At 43.2% G+C, this 23,347-nt stretch carries 23 protein-coding genes; 16 read left to right on the forward strand and 7 right to left on the reverse strand.

Features of this window, described 5'->3' with window-relative positions:
* Positions 1 to 10 precede the first annotated feature (10 nt).
* Together K5Q22_RS00800 and K5Q22_RS00805 are read left to right on the forward strand one after the other, a co-directional pair.
* Entirely contained in the window at positions 11 to 175 is a 165-nt protein-coding gene (locus K5Q22_RS00800) for a hypothetical protein (RefSeq protein WP_153308473.1), read from the forward strand.
* 128 nt (positions 176 to 303) lie between these two features.
* Complete coding sequence (locus tag K5Q22_RS00805; protein WP_205013389.1) at positions 304 to 645, forward strand: metal-sulfur cluster assembly factor; 342 nt, start codon at positions 304 to 306, stop codon at positions 643 to 645.
* 393 nt (positions 646 to 1,038) lie between these two features.
* On the opposite strand, the gene K5Q22_RS00810 is transcribed toward K5Q22_RS00805, so the two are convergent.
* The 5 genes from K5Q22_RS00810 to K5Q22_RS00830 form a co-directional block, all read right to left on the reverse strand.
* Positions 1,039 to 1,425, reverse strand: coding sequence for a DUF6176 family protein (locus K5Q22_RS00810; protein ID WP_205013388.1), 387 nt, complete (start codon positions 1,423 to 1,425; stop codon positions 1,039 to 1,041).
* A gap of 49 nt (positions 1,426 to 1,474) precedes the next feature.
* Positions 1,475 to 3,190 carry a dihydroxy-acid dehydratase gene (gene ilvD, locus K5Q22_RS00815; RefSeq protein WP_024401284.1) on the reverse strand — a complete coding sequence of 572 codons (1,716 nt, stop codon included), beginning with the start codon at positions 3,188 to 3,190 and terminating at the stop codon, positions 1,475 to 1,477.
* A gap of 160 nt (positions 3,191 to 3,350) precedes the next feature.
* Positions 3,351 to 3,767, reverse strand: a complete 417-nt coding sequence (locus tag K5Q22_RS00820; RefSeq protein ID WP_205013387.1) for a hypothetical protein — start codon at positions 3,765 to 3,767, stop codon at positions 3,351 to 3,353.
* On the reverse strand, positions 3,742 to 4,680 hold the full coding sequence (locus K5Q22_RS00825; RefSeq protein ID WP_205013386.1) for a phosphodiester glycosidase family protein: 939 nt from the start codon (positions 4,678 to 4,680) through the stop codon (positions 3,742 to 3,744). Before K5Q22_RS00825 ends, K5Q22_RS00820 begins: the two co-directional genes overlap by 26 nt.
* Positions 4,667 to 5,719, reverse strand: a complete 1,053-nt coding sequence (locus tag K5Q22_RS00830) for a bifunctional glycosyltransferase family 2/GtrA family protein (RefSeq protein WP_024412901.1) — start codon at positions 5,717 to 5,719, stop codon at positions 4,667 to 4,669. The genes K5Q22_RS00825 and K5Q22_RS00830 overlap by 14 nt, the downstream gene beginning before the upstream one ends.
* Before the next feature lie 225 nt (positions 5,720 to 5,944).
* On the opposite strand from K5Q22_RS00830, the gene K5Q22_RS00835 reads away from it, so the two are divergent.
* The 6 genes from K5Q22_RS00835 (at position 5,945) to K5Q22_RS00860 (ending at position 12,032) form a co-directional block, all read left to right on the forward strand.
* Positions 5,945 to 7,648: an acetolactate synthase large subunit gene (locus K5Q22_RS00835; RefSeq protein WP_205013385.1), complete on the forward strand. Its 1,704-nt coding sequence runs from the start codon at positions 5,945 to 5,947 to the stop codon at positions 7,646 to 7,648.
* A complete protein-coding gene (gene ilvN / locus K5Q22_RS00840; protein WP_024412902.1) occupies positions 7,641 to 8,117 on the forward strand; it encodes an acetolactate synthase small subunit in 477 nt (158 codons plus the stop codon). The genes K5Q22_RS00835 and ilvN overlap by 8 nt, the downstream gene beginning before the upstream one ends.
* A 140-nt stretch (positions 8,118 to 8,257) precedes the next feature.
* On the forward strand, positions 8,258 to 9,280 hold the full coding sequence (ilvC, locus tag K5Q22_RS00845) for a ketol-acid reductoisomerase (protein ID WP_009910803.1): 1,023 nt from the start codon (positions 8,258 to 8,260) through the stop codon (positions 9,278 to 9,280).
* A gap of 294 nt (positions 9,281 to 9,574) precedes the next feature.
* Complete coding sequence (gene ilvA, locus K5Q22_RS00850; protein WP_002937416.1) at positions 9,575 to 10,825, forward strand: threonine ammonia-lyase IlvA; 1,251 nt, start codon at positions 9,575 to 9,577, stop codon at positions 10,823 to 10,825.
* Between the two features lie 9 nt (positions 10,826 to 10,834).
* The gene (locus K5Q22_RS00855; protein ID WP_205013384.1) at positions 10,835 to 11,737 is read left to right on the forward strand and encodes an SPFH domain-containing protein; all 903 of its coding nucleotides are present in this window, start codon (positions 10,835 to 10,837) and stop codon (positions 11,735 to 11,737) included.
* Between the two features lie 85 nt (positions 11,738 to 11,822).
* Complete coding sequence (locus K5Q22_RS00860; protein ID WP_009910800.1) at positions 11,823 to 12,032, forward strand: hypothetical protein; 210 nt, start codon at positions 11,823 to 11,825, stop codon at positions 12,030 to 12,032.
* 122 nt (positions 12,033 to 12,154) lie between these two features.
* Here K5Q22_RS00860 and K5Q22_RS00865 read toward each other — a convergent pair whose 3' ends face one another.
* Together K5Q22_RS00865 and K5Q22_RS00870 are read right to left on the reverse strand one after the other, a co-directional pair.
* A complete protein-coding gene (locus tag K5Q22_RS00865; protein WP_012775335.1) occupies positions 12,155 to 12,898 on the reverse strand; it encodes an amino acid ABC transporter ATP-binding protein in 744 nt (247 codons plus the stop codon).
* Positions 12,891 to 14,456, reverse strand: a complete 1,566-nt coding sequence (locus K5Q22_RS00870) for an ABC transporter substrate-binding protein/permease (RefSeq protein ID WP_205013383.1) — start codon at positions 14,454 to 14,456, stop codon at positions 12,891 to 12,893. The genes K5Q22_RS00865 and K5Q22_RS00870 overlap by 8 nt, the downstream gene beginning before the upstream one ends.
* A gap of 127 nt (positions 14,457 to 14,583) precedes the next feature.
* Here K5Q22_RS00870 and K5Q22_RS00875 point away from each other — a divergent pair, with 127 nt between their 5' ends.
* The 8 genes from K5Q22_RS00875 to sufB all read left to right on the forward strand — a co-directional run bounded on the left by K5Q22_RS00875 (position 14,584) and on the right by sufB (position 23,269).
* The gene (locus tag K5Q22_RS00875; RefSeq protein ID WP_205013382.1) at positions 14,584 to 15,420 is read left to right on the forward strand and encodes an undecaprenyl-diphosphate phosphatase; all 837 of its coding nucleotides are present in this window, start codon (positions 14,584 to 14,586) and stop codon (positions 15,418 to 15,420) included.
* Positions 15,421 to 15,547: 127 nt separating this feature from the next.
* Positions 15,548 to 16,270 (forward strand): adaptor protein MecA, encoded by a 723-nt coding sequence (gene mecA, locus K5Q22_RS00880; protein WP_002938171.1) that lies wholly within the window; start codon positions 15,548 to 15,550, stop codon positions 16,268 to 16,270.
* Positions 16,267 to 17,439 (forward strand): MraY family glycosyltransferase, encoded by a 1,173-nt coding sequence (locus tag K5Q22_RS00885; RefSeq protein WP_205013381.1) that lies wholly within the window; start codon positions 16,267 to 16,269, stop codon positions 17,437 to 17,439. The genes mecA and K5Q22_RS00885 overlap by 4 nt, the downstream gene beginning before the upstream one ends.
* Positions 17,440 to 17,834: 395 nt before the next feature.
* Positions 17,835 to 18,608 carry a Fe-S cluster assembly ATPase SufC gene (gene sufC, locus K5Q22_RS00890; RefSeq protein ID WP_002938165.1) on the forward strand — a complete coding sequence of 258 codons (774 nt, stop codon included), beginning with the start codon at positions 17,835 to 17,837 and terminating at the stop codon, positions 18,606 to 18,608.
* Positions 18,609 to 18,624: 16 nt separating this feature from the next.
* Positions 18,625 to 19,887 (forward strand): Fe-S cluster assembly protein SufD, encoded by a 1,263-nt coding sequence (gene sufD / locus K5Q22_RS00895; protein WP_205013380.1) that lies wholly within the window; start codon positions 18,625 to 18,627, stop codon positions 19,885 to 19,887.
* 3 nt (positions 19,888 to 19,890) lie between these two features.
* Positions 19,891 to 21,114 carry a cysteine desulfurase gene (locus K5Q22_RS00900; protein WP_205013379.1) on the forward strand — a complete coding sequence of 408 codons (1,224 nt, stop codon included), beginning with the start codon at positions 19,891 to 19,893 and terminating at the stop codon, positions 21,112 to 21,114.
* A complete protein-coding gene (sufU, locus tag K5Q22_RS00905; RefSeq protein ID WP_105151095.1) occupies positions 21,101 to 21,541 on the forward strand; it encodes a Fe-S cluster assembly sulfur transfer protein SufU in 441 nt (146 codons plus the stop codon). The genes K5Q22_RS00900 and sufU overlap by 14 nt, the downstream gene beginning before the upstream one ends.
* A gap of 312 nt (positions 21,542 to 21,853) precedes the next feature.
* The gene (gene sufB / locus K5Q22_RS00910) at positions 21,854 to 23,269 is read left to right on the forward strand and encodes a Fe-S cluster assembly protein SufB (protein ID WP_205013378.1); all 1,416 of its coding nucleotides are present in this window, start codon (positions 21,854 to 21,856) and stop codon (positions 23,267 to 23,269) included.
* Positions 23,270 to 23,347: the final 78 nt, after the last annotated feature.

The following is a 23,347-nucleotide window of genomic DNA, read 5'->3' on the forward strand; positions in this document are numbered from 1 at the left end:
GAGGCTTTTGATGACAAAAAAAAATCAACTATTAGAAGATGAAATCACTCAACAAATTCAAGAAGCTCGTTACGTTGAACCAAAACCGGATAAGAAAAGACGAGGTCTTTTCTATAAAACCATCATTTTCTTAGTTACACTAGCCATTCTCTATTCTCTATTACGTCGATTCTAGAGAAGGCTAATCATTAAAAAGAGGTTTCAATCAAACCTCTTTTTTGAATATTCAGAATTTGCAAATTTTTCTTGAAAATTGATAAAAAATATGAGAAAATGATACAAATTAGAAAGATGAGAAAGCTAATGAGAGAAGATATTCAGATTAATGAACGAGCCTTAACTGTATCAGAACAGTTGATAGAGGTTTTAGAATCCATTTACGATCCTGAAATTGAACTAGACATCTACAATTTGGGTTTGATTTATGAGATTCATTTAGATGAAGCTGGTTTTTGTAAGGTTGTCATGACCTTTACAGATTCAGGTTGTTCTTGTGCGGATACTATGCCTGGTGAATTGGTTACAGCCTTGAAAACGATTGATGGTATAAACGATGCACAGGTAGAGATTGTCTGGTCTCCTGCTTGGAAGATGACCCGTATCAGCCGTCTCGGACGTATTACGCTTGGTATCAGTCCGAAATAAAAAGAAAATGGGAGCTGGAAAGAACTCGACGATCAAAAGAGTTCCCCTCGCTTCCAAATATGTTGGTTCGGGCTAAAATAGTCCACTGGACTATTTCACTCCCACCTCCGCATAGCTCCAAAGGTTCGGGGAATCTTTGGAGGCTGGAGATAGGGCGAACAGAGTTCGCTACAAAACTGTCTCCCTGACAGTTTGATGCTGGAGATAAAGCGAATTCTGTTCGCAACAGTCGTAATGGTCAGTTTTGGAGTGTAAAACATGAATTGCTGAGATTTGCTTTGCAAATCTTATCTCCAACCTTTAACAGTCCAATGGACTGTTAAAGCCAATCAACCACTGCGCTGAGATGTTGACACGAACTCTGAAAAGTGAGGCTGGACTTTCTGTCCAGCCTCACTTTTTAAATGTTTCATCGTATTGTCTATTTAGTTCTTCTATGGTTTCATAAACAGGCTTTGGAATCATGATAACTTGCGGATCCAAATCGACCATGCCATAGCTCGGGTCGATGCATTCTTCCCAGTATTCTAAATGTTTTTTGTCGATATAGGATTCTGAATCTTCGACTTCAATCCCTCCTTCGGCTTGGACAGAGTACCAGTAGAGGTATTCGCGGTCGTCCAGTACTTCACGGAAGATGGTTTCGATATACATTTTCTCTCCTTCAAGAGTCAGAAGGGTGTCTTCCATGTGCTCGTTGAGAAAGGCCATCCATTCATCCACTTTGGCAGTTTTCCCTTCTTTGACTCGAAAGCGGGAGAGTTCGACGTTTAGTTTCATTTTTCTCCTTTTGGAAAACCCTGCCGCGAGGACAGGGTCGTTGAGTTCCTTATTTTTTCCCCGTACGTTCTGGTCTCCAGAAGTCGGTAACGGCTCCTTTAGAGGCAGAGGATACGGTGTGGGCGTATTTACCGAGAACACCACGAGAGTAGAGTGGTGGAATGACAGTGGTTTTCTTGCGTTCTTCGATTTCTTGGTCAGAAACGTGCATGGTGATTTCTTTGGTATCCTGGTCAACCGTCACCAAATCACCTGTACGGAGGTAGGCAATTGGTCCACCATCCTGAGCTTCAGGTGCGATGTGTCCAACGACCAGTCCATAGGTACCACCAGAGAAACGACCGTCTGTTAGAAGGGCTACCTTGTCACCTTGGCCTTTTCCGACAATCATGGAAGAAAGGGATAGCATTTCAGGCATACCAGGACCGCCTTTGGGTCCAACATAGCGGACAACGACTACATCGCCATCTACGATTTCATCGGTCAAGACGGCTTCGATTGCTTCTTCTTCAGAATCAAAGACCTTGGCTGGACCTGTATGGTTGCGGACTTTCACACCAGAAACCTTGGCAACGGCACCTTCAGGAGCAAGGTTACCTTTGAGGATGATGAGTGGGCCATCTGCACGTTTTGGATTTTCGAGTGGCATGATGACATCTTGACCTGGAGTCAAGTCTGCAAAATTCTCTAGGTTTTCAGCAACGGTTTTACCTGTACATGTGATGCGGTCGCCATGAAGGAAGCCGTTTTTGAGCAAGTATTTCATAACAGCAGGGACACCGCCGACATTATAGAGGTCTTGGAAAACGTATTTACCAGATGGTTTGAGGTCAGCTAGGTGAGGTACTCGTTCTTGGAAATCGTTGAAATCTTCCAGTGTTAATTCAACATTAGCAGCATGGGCAATGGCTAGAAGGTGGAGCGTAGCGTTGGTTGAGCCACCGAGTGCCATGGTTACAGTGATAGCATCTTCAAAGGCTTCACGCGTCATAATGTCAGATGGTTTGATGCCAAGTTCTAGCATGCGTACAACAGCACGACCAGCTTCTTCAATATCAGCCTTCTTCTCAGGAGATTCAGCAGGGTGAGAAGAAGAGCCAGGAATAGACATGCCCATTACCTCAATGGCAGTAGCCATGGTATTGGCAGTGTACATACCACCACAACCACCAGGTCCAGGACAGGCATTACACTCAATCTGACGAACTTCTTCAGCAGTTAAGTCACCATTGTTCCATTTTCCGATTCCTTCGAAGACAGAAACCAAGTCAATATCTTTACCATTGAGGTTTCCTGGAGCGATGGTTCCACCGTAGGCAAATACAGCAGGAATGTCCATATTGGCGATAGCAATCATAGAACCAGGCATGTTTTTATCACAGCCGCCAATTGCGACAAAGGCATCCACGTTGTGCCCTCCCATAGCTGCCTCAATAGAGTCGGCTATGATGTCACGGGAAGTCAAGGAGAAGCGCATACCAGGAGTTCCCATAGCGATTCCGTCTGCAACGGTGATGGTACCGTATTGAACAGGCCAAGCGCCTGCATCTTTTACCCCTTCTTTGGCTAATTTTCCAAAGTCATGAAGGTGCATGTTACAGGGGGTATTTTCAGCCCATGTCGAAATAACCCCAACAATAGGCTTTTCAAAGCTATCATCGGTCATTCCTGTTGCGCGAAGCATGGCACGGTTGGGTGACTTGACCATCGAATCATAGACAGAACTGCGATGTCGAAAGTCTTTAAGTTTGTTTGTATCGGTCATAATTTTCTTCTCCATATCTTATTTTACCCATTATATCATAGATATGAAAGAAACGATAAAAGATTTGATAAATAATTGGAAATTTCCGAATTTTTCAACAATTTATTCTACAGTAAAAGGCACCTAAGAATTTTAAGTGCCCTTATCATTTATTTGTAGATTAAGTGGTCGTTTTTCGACGATTGTTTGCGGATGGATTGATGAAAAGACCGACTAACGATAGAACTAGGAAGGCTGCGCCGATGTACCAATAAGGTTGATCTAAGGTAGTTGAACGTCCAGATAGGTTGATAATGCCTCGGAGAAGACAACCAGCTGTAATAGTTGCAACGCCAGAATTCCACAAATTATAGGCGAGACGTGAAAGAGTAGGTATAAGTTGCAGCAGACCGAGTAGCACAGCTCCGCCTATTAATGGTACACAGAACATATAATGCATAAAGACAGAGACTTCGCCATAGCTGAGCCTTTCATAGATTCGACTGAAAATAAACAGGAAAGCTGTTATTGCTAAGTAGGAGATAAATGTTCTTGAAACTCTTGTAGTTGAATTAGTAACCGATGTAGACAATGTCACTCACCGCCCTTTCTGAGATAGTATTTCCATTTGTTGTTGGGTTGTTAACAACTTGACCGTTGAAGTAAAGAGTAGATGAACCACCGCCATCAAGGTTGTAGGCAGTTTGAGCACCATATTGTTTCATAACTTCAGCCAATTGATAGAGAGAGAGTCCTTCGCTTTCAGACGTACGTCCATCTGCTACGACGATGATATAATGATTTTCATCGATAATCCCGATAGCAGAACGAGGGTTGGATGACATTGCACGTCCGACTTCTGTTGAAGTATCAACGACAATTTCGCCGTTTTCGACCAATGATGGACCAAATGCTAAGAGGTTGACAACGCCCTTGTCAATCAATTCTTGGGCGGTAATCTCATTTTCATAAATGACCTCAAATGAGCCGTCTGCGTAGATGGCCAAGTCGCCATAAGATGCATTGTCCCGAACGGTGTCTCGATATAGAACCCCATTCTTAATAACATAACCAGTTGAGTTGGCTCCGTAGTAGTCACCGTTAACCGCTAGAATGGCATTGTTTGCTGCCGCTGTTTCTGAGGTTTTAGCTGTTACGTTTGTACCGTAAGTGTTTTGTGCAAGTGCTGTTTTTAAATACTCGGGTGAGCTGACTTGAATATCTGCGACGTAAACAGTTGTGTTATTGGTGGTAATCGTCTCTAAATTTATCTGAATATTATCATCAGAGTAACTAGTATCAGTGGTAGATACATTGGTTGCTGTTGTGGCAGTGGTGGAAGACGAAGCTACGGTCGTATTCTGCCCGCTCGTAGAAGTAGCATTGCTTGCTGAGACGGTTGTTATCGCTTCAGAAATGACGAAGGTTTTTAACATGGAGTAAGTAAAGCCTCCTGTCAAAAGCATTCCGAAGATGGATGCGTAGACAAAGGGTTTTTTAAGCAATTTCATGGGAAAATGATTTCCTTTCTTTAAAAATAATATTCTTTTGAACAAACCAAGAAGCTAGGAAAAGGAAGATACCAACTGCAAGTTTGACAATGTAGAGGTTGAGTCCTAGAATTTGGTGGAAGAGATAGAGGAGGGCTGTATCGCAAAGGAAGAGGACAAAGGTTAGTGTAAAGTAGCCTGCGCCTGTTCGTGCGATGCTCTCTTCGTTGTTAAAGACTAATTTCTTATTAAGTGCAAAATTACAGGTAGCGCTACAAATGCGAGCAATCGTGTTTGCGACCAATAAGCGTGCAGCAGTTGGTAAGCTAGTGAGTAGCAATAAGGCAAGTGCATATACTCCGTAGTCAACTAGAAATCCACCAAAAGATGCTAGGGCAAATTTGAAGAGATTTTTGTAAATGAGCAGTCCATCTTTTATGGGACGAAAATGCGAACTGGCATTATCATCGATATAAATGGTTTGGATTGGGACTTCCGTAATTTTATAGCGTTGACTTGCCTGAGTTAACATGTTCATCTCGTACTCATAGCGGTCGCCTTCAATATCTAACATGAATGGAATTAAGTCAGTATGGAATCCACGCAAGCCTGTTTGTGTATCGGACACATTGACACCAGTTTGCAGTCTAAACAATACTCTGGTTAGTTTGTTACCAAAACGACTCCGAAAGGGAATGTCTTTGGTAAATTGACGAACACCAAGAATCAGGCGACTTGGCAGATTCATAGTTGCACGTGCGATGCGGTCAATATCATTCACAGCGTGTTGACCATCTGCGTCAGCAGTTACGATAACACTTGGTTTTCTCAAATCTTGGATGAAACTAAAGGCTGTTCGCAAGGCTTGGCCTTTTCCTTTGTTGACATCATGGTGTAGAACAATTGCATAGGTTTTGGCGATTTCAAGAATATTTTTGGATGCGCCAGTACTACCATCATCCACAACGATGACCTGACAATTTAGCCTGTTTTTCATTATTTCTAATAGTTGGATTAATTTTTCATCTGGCTGGTAAGCCGGTATCACTACATAATACATATCCTAAACCTCATTTAATTTTCTTAGTGGAACTACTATACTGATGTTTTCTGAAAGCAAGCTGAAACCAAGCCGGTCAAGGGATTTGCTTAAGTTTTGCTTAAGAAAATGTTAGGAAATAGTTAAGAAAACGAACAAATGTAGGAATTTTCAGAAAATTCCTTGACATTCTACTTCCTTGTGATATTATAGTAGATAACAAATTTGCAGAGAGGAGGAATATTCGTGCAAGAAATTCAACTAGACCAACCGCGTTCGGGGTCCTATCTCATTTTGGACACCCTGCATCAGCTGGGAGTAGACCTTGTTTTTGGTTATCCTGGTGGGGCAGTTTTGCCTCTATATGATGCTATCTATCAATATGAGGGAATCCAGCATATTTTGGCTCGTCATGAACAAGGAGCGGTCCACGAGGCCGAAGGATACGCTAAATCATCAGGAAAGGTGGGCGTAGCCATTGTAACCTCTGGGCCAGGAGCTACCAATGCCATTACTGGAATTGCGGACGCAATGGGTGATAGTGTTCCTCTTTTAGTTTTTACTGGTCAAGTCGCAACACGTGGTATCGGTAAAGATGCTTTTCAGGAAGCAGATGTCTTGGGGATGACAATGCCGATTACCAAGTACAATTACCAAATTCGGGATACGGCAGATATTCCTAGAGTCATCACAGAAGCTCTCTATATTGCAACAACAGGTAGACCGGGTCCCGTTGTTATTGATGTTCCAAAAGACATCCAAGAAAGAGTTGTTGATTTTTATCATGACCCAACTCTACACCTGCCAAGTTATCAGCCAACGATTGAACCAAATGGTTTGCAGGTTAAGAAAATCTTGAAACAGCTTAGTCAAGCTCAAAAACCAGTAATATTGGCTGGTGGTGGTGTCAATTATGCAGATGCCAATAAAGAATTAGTTGCCTTTGCAGAGCGCTACCGTATTCCAGTAGTTTCAACCCTCCTTGGATTAGGTGCAATGCCCATTGAGCATGAATTATCCTTGGCTATGGGGGGGATGCACGGTTCATACGCTGCCAATATGGCTATGGATCAGGCTGATTACATTATTAATATTGGAGCGCGATTCGATGACCGCCTAACAGGAAATCCAACAACCTATGCGCCAAATGCGACGGTAGCACATATTGATATTGATCCCGCAGAAATTGGTAAAGTTGTCAAAACGGCTATTCCAGTAGTAGGCGATGCTAAGGCAACTTTGAAAGCTCTACTTGCTTTAGAAACAGTTGAAACAGGCTATGCTGATTGGACGGCACAAGTATTGGAAAACAAACGTCGGGCGCCATTTTGGTATGATGAAGATGAAAAGGTTATTAAGCCACAGGCGGCAATTGAATTAATTGGTCAGTTGACGCAAGGGGATGCCATTGTCGTGACAGATGTTGGTCAGCATCAAATGTGGGCTGCCCAATTCTACCCCTACAAACATGCACGTCAACTTGTAACATCTGGTGGCATGGGGACCATGGGCTTTGGTATTCCTGCAGCTATCGGCGCCAAATTAGCCAATCCAGATAAAGAAGTAATCATCTTTGTTGGTGATGGCGGCTTCCAAATGACCAACCAAGAATTGGCTATTTTGAATGGCTATGGTGTACCGATTAAGGTTGTATTGATCAATAACCACTCTCTTGGAATGGTTCGTCAATGGCAGGAATCCTTCTATGAAAAGCGTCGTAGCCAATCTGTATTTGACGATGAACCGAATTTCCAATTGTTGGCAGAAGCTTATGGCATTAGTCATTATAGTTTTGACAATCCAGCGACTCTAAGTGAAGACATGAAAGTTATCTTAGAAGATAAACCAATGCTCATAGAGGTTCATATTTCTAATCGTGAACATGTTCAACCGATGGTGCCAGCAGGTAAGAGTAATGCAGAGATGTTGGGGGTGAAGTTCAATGCGTAGAATGTTAACAGCTAAATTACGAAATTCATCAGGCGTCCTCAACCGCTTTACGGGTATTCTATCTCGTCGCCAAATCAATATTGAGTCCATCTCCGTCGGCCCAACAGAAGTAGATGGCATCTCACGTGTGACGGTGATTGTAGACGTGGCCAGTCACGATGAGGTCGAACAAATCATCAAACAGCTGAACCGCTTGATTGATGTGGTTCGAGTACGTGACTTAACGGACATACCCCACTTAGAGCGTGAGGTGATTCTTGTCAAAATTTCAGCTCCGCCAACAAAACGAGCAGAAATTTTAGCGATTATCCAACCCTTTAGAGCAAATGTTGTCGATGTGGCACCTCACTCTATTACCATCCAAATGACAGGTGATGGAGATAAGATTGACGCCCTCCTGCGCGTGATTCAGCCTTACGGCATTAAGAATATCGCAAGAACGGGTGCGACTGGCTTTAGTAGAGACTAATCCTCTTCGATAATCAATCCTATACTGCGTTGACTTGGCTTGATGAACGTTAGTTCTATCTTCGCCTACTTCGCCTAGTCTAGCCTTCATTTTCTTTGAGCATCCAACCTTATAAATAAAAAAATAGAAAAGAGAATCTTATGACAGTAACAATGCAATATGAAAAAGATGTAACAGTAGCAGCACTTGACGGTAAACGTATCGCCGTTATCGGTTATGGTTCACAAGGTCATGCCCATGCCCAAAACTTGCGTGATACAGGACACGATGTCATCATCGGTGTGCGTGCAGGTAAGTCATTTGATAAGGCAAAAGAAGACGGTTTTGAAACTTTTGAAGTAGCAGAAGCGGCAAAACAAGCAGATGTCATCATGATCTTGGCTCCAGACGAAATCCAAGCAGACCTTTACAATGAAGAAATCGCTCCAAACTTGGAAGCGGGCAATGCCCTTGGTTTTGCCCATGGTTTCAACGTTCACTTTGAATTTATCAAGGTACCAGCAGATGTGGATGTCTTCATGTGTGCACCAAAAGGTCCAGGTCACTTGGTCCGCCGTACCTTTGAAGAAGGTTTTGGAGTACCAGCCCTCTATGCTGTTTACCAAGATGCAACTGGCAATGCAAAACATATTGCGATGGACTGGGCAAAAGGTGTTGGTTCAGCCCGTGTTGGTCTTCTAGAAACAACTTTCAAGGAAGAAACGGAAGAAGACTTGTTTGGTGAGCAAGCTGTTCTCTGCGGTGGTTTGACAGCCCTTATGCAGGCAGGTTTTGAAGTCTTGACAGAAGCAGGTTATGCACCAGAATTGGCTTATTTCGAAGTTCTCCACGAGATGAAACTTATCGTTGACCTTGTCTACGAAGGTGGCTTTAAGAAAATGCGCCAATCTATCTCAAACACTGCTGAATTTGGTGACTATGTATCAGGCCCACGTGTAATTACAGACCAAGTCAAAGAAAACATGAAGGCAGTCCTTGCAGATATTCAATCTGGTAAATTTGCAAATGACTTTGTAAATGACTATAAAGCAGGCCGTCCACGTATGGAAGCTTATCGTAAAGAAGCAGAGAATCTTGAAATCGAAAAAGTAGGTGCAGAACTCCGCAAAGCAATGCCATTTGTCGGACGCAATGATGACGACGCATTCAAAATCTATAATTAAACACTATCAAGGTAGATAGGGTGATAGTCAGCTTTACTTTGAGTGATGGCAATACATTTAAGGTTTGAGTTGGCAGATGAGGGGATGTCATTCCCTTTTTCCCCTATCTCCGAAAATGAATAAAAGAGCTGGTTTTCCCAGCTCTTTTGCCCATTTTGTTCATAAATAGATTTTTATAAAATTAAACATTCGTTTTCTGTTGAATAACATGCTAGTAGCTTGAATATAAGTCTAATTGCTAGGATTTTTCAGGGAATATTGGTACAATAAATATAGAAAGAAATTAATGGAACTATGATTACAGCAAAAAATGTAGAACAAGCATACTCCGTTCTTAAGCGCGTGGTAGTACGTACCCCCTTGGATTATAGTCGATACTTGTCGGAAAAATATGGTGCAACTATTTATTTAAAAAGAGAAAATGAACAGCGTGTTCGCTCTTTTAAAATTCGAGGAGCCTATTATGCTATTTCACAATTGACAGATGATGAGAAGTCACGCGGAGTGGTCTGTGCTTCGGCCGGAAACCATGCTCAAGGTGTGGCCTATACCTGTCAGGAAATGCAAATTCCTGCTACGATTTTCATGCCCATTACAACTCCGCAACAAAAAATAGGGCAGGTTAAATTTTTCGGAGGAGACTACGTAGAGATTCGGCTCGTAGGAGATACCTTCGATGAGTCAGCCAAGGCGGCACAAGATTATACTCAGGAAAGTGGGAAAACCTTTATAGACCCATTCGATGATGAAAATGTGCAGGCTGGTCAGGGAACAGTAGCCTATGAAATCTTGGAAGAAGCGGAAGAGCAAACCATTAGTTTTGACCAAATTTTAGTTCCCATAGGAGGAGGTGGTCTGGTTGCAGGCGTTTCGGCCTATCTGAAAGAACATGCACCTGAAATTAAGATTGTTGGTGTTGAAGCAAGTGGGGCACGGTCAATGAAAGCGGCTTTTGATAAAGGTCGTCCGGTTAAATTAGACCAAATTGATAAATTTGCTGACGGTATTGCGGTACAGAAAGTTGGTAAGTCGACCTACGAAGTGGCTCGGAAATACGTAGATCGCCTGATTGGTGTGGATGAAGGATGGATTTCTGGGACTATTTTAGACCTCTATTCTAAGCTGGGTATTGTTGCTGAGCCAGCAGGAGCAGCAACGATTGCAGCTCTTGAGGTAGTCAAGGACCAAATCAAGGGGCAAACCATTTGTTGTATCATTTCTGGTGGTAATAACGACATCAACAGGATGCCGGAAATGGAGGAACGTGCGCTTATCTACGAGGGAATTAAACACTACTTTGTTGTTAATTTTCCACAACGTCCAGGGGCTCTTCGTGAATTTGTAAATGATATTCTAGGGCCAAATGATGATATTACTCGTTTTGAATATATCAAACGTGCCAATAAGGGAACAGGGCCGGTTCTAATCGGTATTGCCCTAGGAGATAAAACAGATTATACGCAGTTTATTTCTCGCTTGGAAGAGTTTGATCCCCAGTACATCAATCTTCATGAAAATGATTCGCTTTATAAAATGCTAGTTTAGGAGGTCATTATGGTGCTTGGTCCAATTGTTTTTATTGGTAGTTTCTTGTTCTTTGTACTGATTGCTTTGATTTTGATTGCTTCAGGGCTATACGTTGTCAAGCAGCAGACGGTCGCTATTATTGAGCGTTTTGGGAAATACCAAAAAACATCTACTTCAGGTATTAACTTTAAAATACCATTTGGAGTTGATGTCATCGCAGCCCGCATTCAATTGCGGATGTTGCAAAGTGAAATTGTGGTAGAAACCAAGACGCAGGATAATGTTTTTGTCACAATGAATGTGGCAACTCAATATCGAGTAAATGAAAATAATGTGACGGATGCCTATTACAAGCTCATGCACCCAGAAGCACAGATTAAGTCCTATATTGAAGATGCCCTGCGTTCATCTGTACCTAAATTGACCCTGGATGAGCTCTTCGAGAAAAAGGATGAGATTGCACTTGAGGTACAAAAACAAGTAGCAGAAGAAATGTCAACCTACGGTTATGTTATTGTCAAAACCTTAATTACCAAGGTAGAGCCAGACGCCGAGGTTAAACAATCTATGAATGAAATTAACGCAGCTCAGCGGAAACGGGTTGCGGCCCAGGAATTGGCAGAAGCTGACAAGATTAAAATTGTCACAGCAGCAGAAGCGGAAGCTGAAAAGGATCGCTTGCATGGTGTAGGTATTGCGCAACAACGTAAGGCGATTGTAGACGGACTGGCAGATTCGATTCGTGAACTGAAAGAATCAAATGTTAGCCTATCTGAAGAGCAGATTATGTCTATCTTGCTGACCAACCAATACTTGGATACTCTCAATAATTTTGCACAAGGAGGTAATCAAACTATCTTCCTTCCGGGGAATCCGGAGGGGATCGAAGACATAAGGACGCAAATACTATCATCTCTTAGGGCAAAATGATGGTAAAAAGCGAACATTTTACTTGACAAAATAGGTTAAAACATATTATACTAAATTGCACGAATAAAAAAGAAAGGGGTTTCTAATGACTAGTTACGAAAAAGTAGCCGCTGTTGTCGGCTGGGTTCGTGAAAAGAAAATCACAGGTTACCGTATCAGTAAGGAAACAAATGCTCGTGAAATGTCAGTTATCGCTCTTGCACAAGGTCGCGCTAAGATTGACAATATTTCATTTGCAACTGCCTTGGGTCTGATTGATTTTTACGACAAAAACCACAAGAAATTTGAAAACTAATCTAAATGGTTTCATTTAGAGATGTCCAAAAAGAGGAATTTTGCGATTCCTCTTTTTTTGTATAAAAAAACTTACCAGCTTTGAAACTGGTAAGTAATAGTCTTCTATGGAACAGATTGAGTTTATCCAAGAAAACGCTGAAGGAATTCACGTGTACGTTCTTCTTGTGGATTTTCAAAGATTTGCTGTGGGCTGCCTTCTTCGGCGATGACACCCTTATCCATAAAGATAACGCGGTCAGATACGTCACGGGCAAATTCCATTTCGTGAGTTACGATAAGCATCGTCAATCCTGATTTTGCCAAATCTTGCATGGTTTTAAGAACTTCCCCAACCATCTCTGGATCGAGAGCAGAAGTCGGCTCATCAAAGAGGATAACTTCTGGGTCAACAGATAGGGCGCGTGCAATGGCCACACGTTGTTTCTGTCCACCAGAGAGTTGACTTGGTTTGGCTTGCCAGTACTGTTCGGTCATGCCAACCTTGTTGAGGTTTTCCTTGGCGATTTTTTCTGCCTCAGCTCGATCTCGTTTCAGTACCGTAGTTTGTGCTACAATGGCATTTTCCAATACATTTAGATTGTTGAAAAGGTTGAAGGATTGGAATACCATACCTAGTTTTTCACGGTAAGTCGTCAAATCATATCCTTTAGCCAAAACATCTTGTCCGTGGTATAGAATCTGTCCTTCAGTTGGTGTTTCCAAAAGGTTGATAGATCGGAGGAAGGTTGATTTTCCTGAACCAGATGAACCGATGATTGAGATAACCTCGCCCTTTTCAACGCTAATAGAGATGTCTTTGAGGACTTGATTTTGTCCGTATGATTTCTTTAGATTTTTGATTTCAAGAATTACATTTTTAGTCATGTGGCACCTCGACTTGCATTTGGTTTGCACCTGTTGTGTATGTATCTGTATCAAAATGTTTTTCAACTGCGCGTAAGATACGTGTCACAGTAAAGGTTAGAATGAAGTAGATAATAGCAATAACCGTAAAGGTTTGGAAATATTGATAGGTTTGGGTTGCGACAGTATTTCCTGAGAAATAGAGTTCAACAACTGAGATAACGTTCAATACAGAAGTATCTTTGATATTGATGACAAATTCATTACCAGTCGCTGGTAAGATGTTACGAATAACCTGTGGAAGGACAATCTTACGCATGGTCTGATTATGGGTAAATCCGAGAGCAGTCGCAGCTTCAAATTGGCCCTTATCGACGGCAAAGATACCACCGCGGACAATCTCACTCATGTAGGCACCTGTGTTGATGGATACAATGAAGATAGCGGCAAGTGTGCGGTCAAGATTGAGTCCGAATGCTTGGGCGGTACCATAGTAAATAACCATGGATTGTACGATCATCGGCGTACCACGGAAAATTTCGATGTAGATATTGATAATCCAACCGAGCACTTTTTGACCAATAGCAAGTGCCTTGTTTGCTGCTTTTGGAGCTGTACGGAAGACACCAATGAGGAGACCGATAGCAGTACCGATAATTGTACCGAGGATGGAAATGAGTAATGTCATCCCAGTTCCGCGCAGAAGTTGTTGCCAGTTGTTAACAACAATATTCCAAACTTGGGCGAAGAAACTAGGTGTTTCGCCCTCGCTGGCTTCTTCAACGGGTTGGTTTTCAATCATATCATCCATAAGTGCGATTTGCTCTTCTTCTGAAATAGTTGCTAAGACTTCGTTGACCTGAGTGATACGAGCGTCATCTTTGCGCATACCGACAGCGATGGTCACGTCTTCGGCATTGGTTTCAAAACTGTCTGACAATTCAACCATTTTGAAAGCTTTATTTGCAGCTTCTGCTGTACGACCTTCTGGACGTTCAGAAACATAGGCGTCTATAATGCCAGATTCTAAAGCTTGACGGATTTGGGAGAAATCTCCCATGGCAGTCTGTTTGTTAGCCCCTTCAATTTGGTCAATCAAATCATAGAGGTAAACCCCTTGCTGGGCAGTGATTTTTGCGCCAGCAAAATCTGCCAAGCTGGTTGCGTTTGCGTACTGACTATCAGAACGAACAACCAGGGTAGGAATTGAAGTGTAGTAGCTATCTGAGAAGGCGATTTCTTTCTTGCGCTCTTCTGTCGGGCTCATACCGGCGATAATCATATCGATTTTACCCGATGTAAGAGCAGGGACCAACCCTTCCCACTTGGTTTTAACAACCAAGAGTTCTTTGTCCATGGATGCAGCGATTTTTTTTGCAACCTGAACATCATATCCGTTGGCAAATTGATTGGTTCCCTCAATAGGAACAGCACCGTTGCTATCATCTTCTTGGGTCCAGTTAAATGGTGCGTAGGCGGCTTCCATACCGACCCGCAGGTATTCGTCTGCCCGAACCCCTGTTGTTACAGAAAAAACAGCGATTAGGATCAGCAGAAATATACTGAGTTTACGTTTCATAATGTCTCCTTTAAAATGCTATTACACCATTTTATTAAAAATTCTGACAAATTTCAATATCCTTGTACTATTGAATAGGGAGTTTTTTTATGATATAATGTAGAGAATTGATGAAAAGGAGCTTTTTATGCTATTGGAATTGTTGAAGGCTATATTTTTAGGAATCATTGAAGGGGTAACGGAATGGTTGCCAGTTTCTTCAACTGGGCATTTAATTTTGGTTCAAGAGTTCGTGAAATTAAACCAAAGTAAGAACTTCCTAGAAATGTTTAATATTGTCATTCAGCTAGGAGCAATTCTAGCAGTTATGACTATTTACTTTAAAAAATTGAATCCATTCCAGTCTGGAAAAACCAAGCGTGATATTCAATTGACTTGGCAATTATGGGCCAAGGTTGTCATTGCCTGTATTCCGTCCATCCTAATTGCAGTCCCGTTGGATAATTGGTTTGAAGCGCACTTCAATTTTATGGTACCGATTGCGATTGCTTTGATTGTCTACGGTATTGCCTTTATTTGGATTGAGAACCGTAACAGAGGTGTAGAGCCACAGGTGACGGACTTAGCGAAAATGTCTTATAAAACTGCCTTGTTGATTGGGTGTTTCCAGGTCTTAAGTATCGTTCCGGGGACTAGTCGCTCAGGTGCGACCATTCTGGGAGCGATCATTTTGGGGACCAGCCGATCTGTGGCGGCAGATTTTACCTTCTTCCTTGGGATTCCAACCATGTTTGGTTATAGTGGCTTGAAGGCTGTTAAATATTTCTTAGATGGCAATAGCCTGAATATGGAGCAGGTATGGCTCTTGTTAGTCGCTAGTGTGACGGCTTACTTGGTATCCTTAGTTGTTATTCGTTTCTTGACAGACTTTGTTAAAAAACATGATTTCACAGTTTTTGGTTACTACCGTATCATTTTAGGTGCGATTTTATTGGTTTATGCCTTTATCACATTTTTATTTTAAGAGCAGGGAGACCTGCTTTTCTTTTGTCTTTCGAGCTTGGTTTTAGTATAATGGTGGAAGATATGTATGAGTATTGAAAATGATCAATCAATTTTAAGAAATTGATGAATCAATGAATGAGGTAGTTATGAAAGTAAAGCAAATTAGTGATTCAACCTTGAAAATCACTATAAAATTAGATGATTTGGAAGAGAGAGGAATGGAACTTTCGGACTTTCTCATTCCGCAAGAAAAGACAGAGGAGTTCTTCTATACTGTTTTGGATGAATTGGATTTACCAATGACTTTCCGAGAAAGCGGTATGCTGAGTTTTCGTGTGACTCCGAAGCCAGATCGGGTGGACATCTTTGTTACCAAGTCTGATTTGGATCAGAGCTTGAATTTCGATGAATTTACAGATTTGTCGGAACTTGGTGATGTCGCAAGTATGACTCCAGATGAGTTTTTCAAGAGTTTGGAGCAAACCGTTCGTGAGAAAAGTGCACCGGATGCAACAGCCGTTCGTCATTTGGAAGAGGTAGAGCAAGAGGAAGAAGCAGATGAAGAGGAGCAGGAGCGCTATATTTACTATATCTTGGAATTTCCAACGATAGAGGATCTGTTTACTTTTGTTGGTACGGTTGATTATCCAGTAGAAGAATCGGAATTATATAAAATGGATGGTCACTACTACTTGACCGTTCTTATCAATGTAGAAAATCGTTCCAAGCAGTATCCAGGCTACATTCTCTCACGAATGTTGGAATTTACCAATGATACGAAGTTGACCAGACCTGCTTTACAAGAACACGGAACTTTGATGCTTCCGCTTGCGGCAATCGAGGAGCTTAGGAAGGTTCCGACAGTATGATTCCTTTTGCTCTAAAATACATAATGGTCATTATTACAACCATGATCATATCAGCCATTGCGACCCCCTTGGTTCGTTTTATGTCCCTGAGGGTTGGAGCAGTCGATAATCCAAATGCACGGCGGATAAATAAGGTGCCCATGCCTTCAGCGGGAGGGCTGGCCATCTTTGTGGCGTTTACCATTTCTGTCCTATGGTTTTTACCAGGAATTGTTACCCGTGTCAATTACCATGGCACTTACTTGCATTATATCTGGCCCCTGGTCCTAGCATCCAGCATTATCGTTCTTACGGGATTCATTGATGATGTCAAGGAGCTAAAGCCTGCTCCTAAAATGTTTGGTATTCTAGCTGCAGCGACGATCATTTGGATTTTTACGGAATTTCGTTTTGATAGCTTTAAGATTCCTTTTGGAGGACCTTTCCTTCAATTTCCTGTCTGGCTCTCTTTTCTATTAACGGTCCTTTGGATTGTTTCCATTACGAATGCAGTCAACTTGATTGATGGTCTGGATGGTCTGGTTTCGGGAGTATCGATTATTTCCTTGACAACGATGGGAATTGTGTCTTATTTCTTTTTGCATGATAGCAATATTTTTTTGACCTTAACCATCTTTGTTTTGGTTGCGGCGATTGTAGGATTTTTACCCTATAACTATAATCCCGCCATCATTTATCTTGGCGATACAGGAGCCCTTTTCATTGGGTTTATGATTGGAGTCTTGTCGCTTCAAGGACTGAAAAATTCGACAGCTGTTGCAGTGGTTACTCCGATGATTATTCTTGGAGTGCCTATTACGGATACTGTAGTAGCTATCATTCGTCGAAAATTGTCTGGGCAAAAAATCTATGAAGCAGATAAGATGCATCTGCATCATCGCTTGCTCTCTCTGGGACTTACTCATCGTGGCACAGTATTGGTGATTTACGCCATCTCTTTCTTATTCTCCCTGACCTCTCTTTTGCTCAATGTTTCGAGTCGAATAGGGGGTATTCTCCTATTGGTGACCATGGGACTGGGGATTGAGATTCTCTGTGAATTGATTGGCATCTTTGGTGTCAATAGAACTCCGTTGCTCAATCTTCTTCGTTTTATTGGTAATAGCAGTTACCGTCAAGAAAAAATCGCAAAGTATAAAAAGTGCTACGAAGAGAAAAAAAGAAAATAAGAATCTTTCTAAACAAGATAAGAGCCGTCAGGCTCTTTTTTTGATATAATATAGTGGATATGGTTAATTAAAATTGTCAGAAAAGACTATTTTATAGATTAACACTCACTGAAAATCATCATTAACAAGAAAAGAGGCTGGGCTCAAGCCCCGCACCGCTTCTCAAAGTTGGCGTCAATATCTCAGCGCAGTAGTGGTTAACAGCCCAGTGGAGTGAAACAGTCTGGGAATAGACTGTTTCAGCTCAACAACTAGAAATAAAGACTTGTTGACGAACTCTTCTATGAATGGTCGGGTTCTTTCCTATTGCCAAAGTTGAGTCTTATCGGTGTATCTAGTTTGCTTGGTCAGTTAATGTGGTTTTTGAAGAGGACAAAAATGAAAAGGAGCACAGCATGTCAGTATTAGAAATCAAAGACCTTCATGTGGAAATTGAAGGCAAAGAAATCTTGAAGGGTGTGAATTTGACCCTTAAAACAGGTGAAATTGCAGCCATCATGGGACCGAACGGAACAGGGAAATCCACCCTTTCAGCAGCCATCATGGGCAATCCAAGTTATGAAGTGACCCAAGGTGAAATTCTGTTTGACGGTGTCAATATTTTAGAATTAGAAGTCGATGAACGTGCCCGTATGGGACTCTTCTTGGCTATGCAATACCCGTCAGAAATTCCAGGCATCACCAATGCAGAATTCCTTCGGGCTGCTATGAATGCTGGTAAGGAAGATGAGGACAAGATTTCTGTCCGCGATTTCATTACCAAGTTGGATGAAAAAATGGAACTCCTCAACATGAAAGAGGAAATGGCAGAGCGCTACCTCAATGAAGGCTTCTCAGGCGGTGAGAAAAAACGCAATGAGATTTTGCAACTGCTCATGTTGGAGCCAACCTTTGCCCTTCTTGATGAGATTGACTCAGGATTGGACATTGATGCGCTTAAAGTCGTGTCAAAAGGAATTAATGCTATGCGTGGTGAAGGCTTCGGTGCCATGATTATCACCCACTACCAACGCTTGCTCAACTACATCACACCAGACGTTGTCCATGTCATGATGGAAGGCCGTGTCGTGCTTTCAGGCGGACCAGAATTGGCGCAACGCTTGGAAAAAGAAGGTTATGTCCAAGTTGCAGCTGAGCTTGGCATTGACTACAAAGAAGATGACATTTAAGTCTTTGGAGGAAGCTATGACCAAAGAAAAAATTCAAGAATTTTCAGCCTTACAGGCAGAACCAACTTGGTTGACAGACCTGCGTCTTAAGGCTTTTGACAAAATAGCAGAGCTGGACTTGCCGGTTATCGAGCGGGTCAAGTTTCATCGTTGGAATTTGGGTGACGGAAGCCTAGCCACAAATGATGAAATCGGGGCTGTTCCAGATTTTACTGCTATCGGTGACAATCCTATGTTGGTACAGGTTGGCAGCCAAACTGTTCTAGAGCAGTTGCCGGTTGACCTTGTAGAGAAGGGTGTAGTCTTTACAGACTTCGCATCGGCTATGGACATCATTCCAGATGTGCTTGAAAAATACATCGGCGCTGCCGTAGCCTACGACGAGCACAAGTTAGCGGCTTACAACACAGCTTATTTTAACGCAACAGCTGTCCTCTACGTACCAGATAATGTTGAAATCGACCAGCCAGTTGAGGCCCTTTTCTACCAAGACAGCACTAGTTCAGTTGCCTTTAACAAACGTGTCCTCATCATCGCTGGAAAAAATGCCAAGCTTAATTACCTGGAGCGTTTTGAAAGTTTAGGCGACGGAGCAGCAGTGACTTCAGCCAATATTGTTGTAGAAGTAATTGCTCTTGCTGGTAGCCAAATCAAGTTTGCGGCCATTGACCGCCTTGGTAAGCATTTGGATACCTACCTCAACCGTCGTGGCTATCTCGGAAACGATGCAACGATTGACTGGGCGATTGGTCTGCTCAACGAAGGAAATGTGGTTGCCGATTTGGACAGCGAATTGAAAGGAAACGGCAGTCATGCTAACCTCAAAGTTGTCGGCCTTTCATCTGGTCGTCAGGTCCAAGGTGTTGACACCCGCGTGACCAACTATGGTCATAATTCGGTCGGACACATCCTGCAACATGGGGTTATCTTAGAAAGCGGAACCTTGACCTTCAATGGTATCGGACACATTGTTCGTGGTGCTAAAGGTGCAGATGCCCAGCAAGAAAGCCGTGTCCTCATGCTGTCTGACAAGGCTCGCTCCGATGCCAACCCAATTCTCCTTATCGATGAGAACGAGGTCACAGCCGGACACGCAGCCTCAATCGGTCAGGTTGACCCAGAAGATATGTACTACCTCATGAGTCGCGGTCTGGACCGAGCAACTGCTGAACGCTTGGTTGTTCGCGGTTTCCTTGGCGCAGTCATTACCGAAATTCCTGTCAAGGAAGTTCGTGACCAGTTGATTGCCGTGATTGAAGAAAAACTAACAAAGAGATAAGATATGGATTTGGAACGCATTCGCAAGGATTTTTCAATCCTAGACCAAGTTGTTAACGATGAGCCGCTGGTCTATTTGGACAATGCGGCGACCACTCAAAAACCGCAGCAGGTACTAGATGTGCTGGCGGATTATTACCAGAAGGATAATGCCAATGTTCACCGTGGCGTTCACACCCTTTCGGAACGGGCAACGGCTCGCTATGAGGCGGCTCGGCAGAAGGTGGCTGATTTTATCCAGGCCAAGTCTAGCAAGGAAATCCTCTTTACCAGAGGAACGACAACCGGTCTTAACTGGGTGGCTCAGTTTGCAAAGGAAATTCTCCAGCCAGACCAGGAAGTGATCATCTCGGTTCAAGAGCACCACTCCAATATCATCCCTTGGCAGCAAGCCTGTCAGCAAACAGGTGCTAAGCTCTGCTATGTGACCCTAAAAGACGGCGAGCTAGACATGGACCACCTGCGGTCGCTACTGTCTTCTAAGACCAAGTTTGTCTCCCTAGCACACGTATCCAATGTCCTAGGCAGCGTGGCTCCTATTGGGGAAATAGCAGAGCTGGTGCATCAAGTCGGTGCCTACTTGGTGGTGGACGGAGCCCAGTCAGTTCCCCACATGGCCGTCAACGTGCAAGAATTAGACGTGGACTTCTATGCCTTTTCAGGTCATAAGATGTTAGGTCCAACAGGAATTGGCATTCTCTACGGCAAGGAAGAATTGCTCAATCTCATGTCGCCTGTTGAATTCGGCGGCGAGATGATTGATTTTGTCTATGAGCAGTCAGCCACTTGGAAAGAATTACCTTGGAAGTTTGAAGCAGGAACGCCCAACATTGCAGGTGCCATTGGTCTGGGAGCAGCCATTGATTACCTAACGGAAATTGGCATGGACGCTATCCAGGCCCACGAGGCGGAACTGGCTGACTATGTCTTTCCAAAATTGCAGGCTATTCCAGGCTTGACCATTTATGGTAGTCAGGACCTGTCCAAGCGGACGGGAGTTATCGCCTTTAACTTGGACGACTTGCATCCACATGACGTGGCAACTGCTCTGGACTATGAAGGTGTTGCTGTGCGGGCTGGCCACCATTGTGCCCAACCGCTTCTCAGATATTTGCAGGTGCCAGCCACCGTGCGAGCAAGTTTTTACATCTACAATACCAAGGCCGACTGTGATAAGTTGGTTGAGGCAATCATCAAGACAAAGGAGTTTTTCAATGGCCCTATCTAGATTAGATTCTCTTTATATGGCAGTTGTGTCTGAACACTCCAAGTCGCCTCGTCATCGCGGAAGTTTGGATGGGGTGGAAAAGCTAGAACTCCACAACCCAACCTGCGGCGATGTGATTGAATTGTCAGTCAAGATTGAAAATGGTCGGATTGCCGACATCGCTTTTGACGGAGTTGGGTGTACCATTTCAACCGCGTCGGCTTCCATGATGACCGAGGCTGTCCTTGGTAAAGAAATCAGTCAGATTCAAGAACTGGCAGAAATCTTCTCACAAATGGTCCAGGGACAAGAAGACACACGTCAGAAGGAACTGGGAGACGCCTCACTTCTCGCAGGCGTTGCCAAATTCCCTCAACGTATCAAGTGTGCTACACTTCCATGGAATGCCCTGAAGAAAGCACTAGAACGCAGTGACAGTGCTGAATGAAGGGGGACAGCGACATGAGCGATTTTGGTCGACAATACCAAAATCAGCGAATTAGTAAGCCACTTAGCAAGGTTGATTAGAACCTTGCGTTACTTGGTTAGGGACTTTAGTCCCAACCAAGTTTAGTGTCTTGAAGAAAGCAATCGAACATAGTGAAAGTGCTGACTGAGCACCATCGAATAAACAAAAAACGAAAATCATACAGAAAGGATTGTTCAGTTTCTGATTGGAATTGAAATTGAACAGGCCCAGCAAGTATTTAAGAGAGCGTAACTGTTATTTTCATACTTTTTGGGCTTAGTATCTTATATTATGTCAGAAGAAAGAATTGAACCAACCCCGATTGACCTTGGGGAATACAAATTCGGTTTCCATGATGAAAACGTGGAACTGGTGGCTTCGACTGGTAAGGGCTTGAGCGAAGAAGTCATTCGTGAAATGTCCCGTATCAAAGGCGAGCCTGAATGGATGTTGGAATTCCGTTTGAAATCCTACGAAACCTTTAAGAAAATGCCTATGCAGACCTGGGGAGCCGACTTGTCTGAACTGGATTTTGATGATATTGTTTACTATCAAAAACCGTCGGATAAGCCAGCACGTAGCTGGGACGATGTGCCAGACAAAATCAAGGAAACCTTTGAACGCATCGGTATTCCAGAAGCTGAGCGTGCTTACCTGGCAGGAGCTTCTGCCCAGTACGAATCAGAAGTGGTCTACCACAACATGAAGGAAGAGTACGACAAGCACGGTATCATCTTTACAGATACCGACACGGCCCTCAAGGAACACCCAGAACTCTTCAAAAAGTACTTTGGAAAACTCGTTCCGCCATCAGACAATAAACTAGCTGCCCTCAACTCAGCGGTTTGGTCAGGTGGGACCTTCATCTATGTACCAAAAGGCGTTAAGTTGGATATTCCACTCCAAACCTATTTCCGTATCAACAACGAGGGAACAGGTCAGTTTGAACGCACCCTCATCATCGTGGATGAAGGAGCAAGCGTTCACTACGTAGAAGGCTGTACCGCTCCGACTTACTCAACGGCCAGCCTCCACGCTGCCATTGTGGAAATCATTGCCCACGAAGGTGCCTATATGCGTTACACCACTATTCAAAACTGGTCAGATAACGTTTATAACCTGGTAACCAAACGTGCCCGTGCCGAGAAAAATGCCACAGTTGAGTGGATTGACGGAAACCTTGGTGCTAAGACGACCATGAAATACCCTGCGGTTTACTTGGAGGGTGAAGGAGCTCGAGGGACTATGTTGTCCATTGCCTTTGCCAACAAAGGTCAGGTCCAAGATACCGGAGCCAAGATGATCCACAATGCACCACGGACTTCATCTTCTATCGTATCCAAATCCATTGCCCGAGGCGGTGGAGAAGTTAACTACCGTGGTCAAGTCACTTTTGCTAAAAACTCAGCCAAATCTATCAGCCACATCGAGTGTGACACCATTATCATGGATGATATTTCCAAATCAGACACCATTCCATTTAATGAAATCCACAACTCACAAGTGGCCCTCGAACACGAAGCTAAAGTATCAAAAATCTCAGAAGAACAGCTCTACTACCTCATGAGCCGAGGCCTATCCGAATTCGAAGCCACAGAGATGATTGTCATGGGCTTTGTCGAACCCTTCACCAAAGAACTCCCAATGGAATACGCAGTCGAACTCAACAGACTGATTGCCTATGAAATGGAGGGGTCAGTAGGATAAAAATAGTCTGGGAGACTATTTTTATCCTACTGACGTCGCTTCCTGTAAGGAAGCGATATGTAATAAGGAGTTCCGCAG

Origin of the sequence: Streptococcus sp. 2018162 (assembly GCF_019754175.1) — a bacterium.
Taxonomy (GTDB): Bacteria; Bacillota; Bacilli; order Lactobacillales; family Streptococcaceae; genus Streptococcus; species Streptococcus hashimotonensis.

Bases quoted from the DNA above. Each gene is read 5' to 3' on its own strand.
- K5Q22_RS00810 (WP_205013388.1), bottom strand. From the start codon at position 1,425: ATGAAACTAAACGTCGAACTCTCCCGCTTTCGAGTCAAAGAAGGGAAA.
- ilvN (WP_024412902.1), top strand. From the start codon at position 7,641: ATGCGTAGAATGTTAACAGCTAAATTACGAAATTCATCAGGCGTCCTC.
- K5Q22_RS00860 (WP_009910800.1), top strand. From the start codon at position 11,823: ATGACTAGTTACGAAAAAGTAGCCGCTGTTGTCGGCTGGGTTCGTGAA.
- K5Q22_RS00885 (WP_205013381.1), top strand. From the start codon at position 16,267: ATGATTCCTTTTGCTCTAAAATACATAATGGTCATTATTACAACCATG.
- sufU (WP_105151095.1), top strand. From the start codon at position 21,101: ATGGCCCTATCTAGATTAGATTCTCTTTATATGGCAGTTGTGTCTGAA.
- K5Q22_RS00900 (WP_205013379.1), top strand. From the start codon at position 19,891: ATGGATTTGGAACGCATTCGCAAGGATTTTTCAATCCTAGACCAAGTT.
- sufC (WP_002938165.1), top strand. From the start codon at position 17,835: ATGTCAGTATTAGAAATCAAAGACCTTCATGTGGAAATTGAAGGCAAA.
- K5Q22_RS00830 (WP_024412901.1), bottom strand. From the start codon at position 5,719: ATGTATTATGTAGTGATACCGGCTTACCAGCCAGATGAAAAATTAATC.
- sufB (WP_205013378.1), top strand. From the start codon at position 21,854: ATGTCAGAAGAAAGAATTGAACCAACCCCGATTGACCTTGGGGAATAC.
- K5Q22_RS00875 (WP_205013382.1), top strand. From the start codon at position 14,584: ATGCTATTGGAATTGTTGAAGGCTATATTTTTAGGAATCATTGAAGGG.
- mecA (WP_002938171.1), top strand. From the start codon at position 15,548: ATGAAAGTAAAGCAAATTAGTGATTCAACCTTGAAAATCACTATAAAA.
- K5Q22_RS00855 (WP_205013384.1), top strand. From the start codon at position 10,835: ATGGTGCTTGGTCCAATTGTTTTTATTGGTAGTTTCTTGTTCTTTGTA.
- sufD (WP_205013380.1), top strand. From the start codon at position 18,625: ATGACCAAAGAAAAAATTCAAGAATTTTCAGCCTTACAGGCAGAACCA.
- K5Q22_RS00825 (WP_205013386.1), bottom strand. From the start codon at position 4,680: ATGAAATTGCTTAAAAAACCCTTTGTCTACGCATCCATCTTCGGAATG.
- K5Q22_RS00865 (WP_012775335.1), bottom strand. From the start codon at position 12,898: ATGACTAAAAATGTAATTCTTGAAATCAAAAATCTAAAGAAATCATAC.
- ilvC (WP_009910803.1), top strand. From the start codon at position 8,258: ATGACAGTAACAATGCAATATGAAAAAGATGTAACAGTAGCAGCACTT.
- ilvD (WP_024401284.1), bottom strand. From the start codon at position 3,190: ATGACCGATACAAACAAACTTAAAGACTTTCGACATCGCAGTTCTGTC.
- K5Q22_RS00870 (WP_205013383.1), bottom strand. From the start codon at position 14,456: ATGAAACGTAAACTCAGTATATTTCTGCTGATCCTAATCGCTGTTTTT.
- ilvA (WP_002937416.1), top strand. From the start codon at position 9,575: ATGATTACAGCAAAAAATGTAGAACAAGCATACTCCGTTCTTAAGCGC.
- K5Q22_RS00805 (WP_205013389.1), top strand. From the start codon at position 304: ATGAGAGAAGATATTCAGATTAATGAACGAGCCTTAACTGTATCAGAA.
- K5Q22_RS00800 (WP_153308473.1), top strand. From the start codon at position 11: ATGACAAAAAAAAATCAACTATTAGAAGATGAAATCACTCAACAAATT.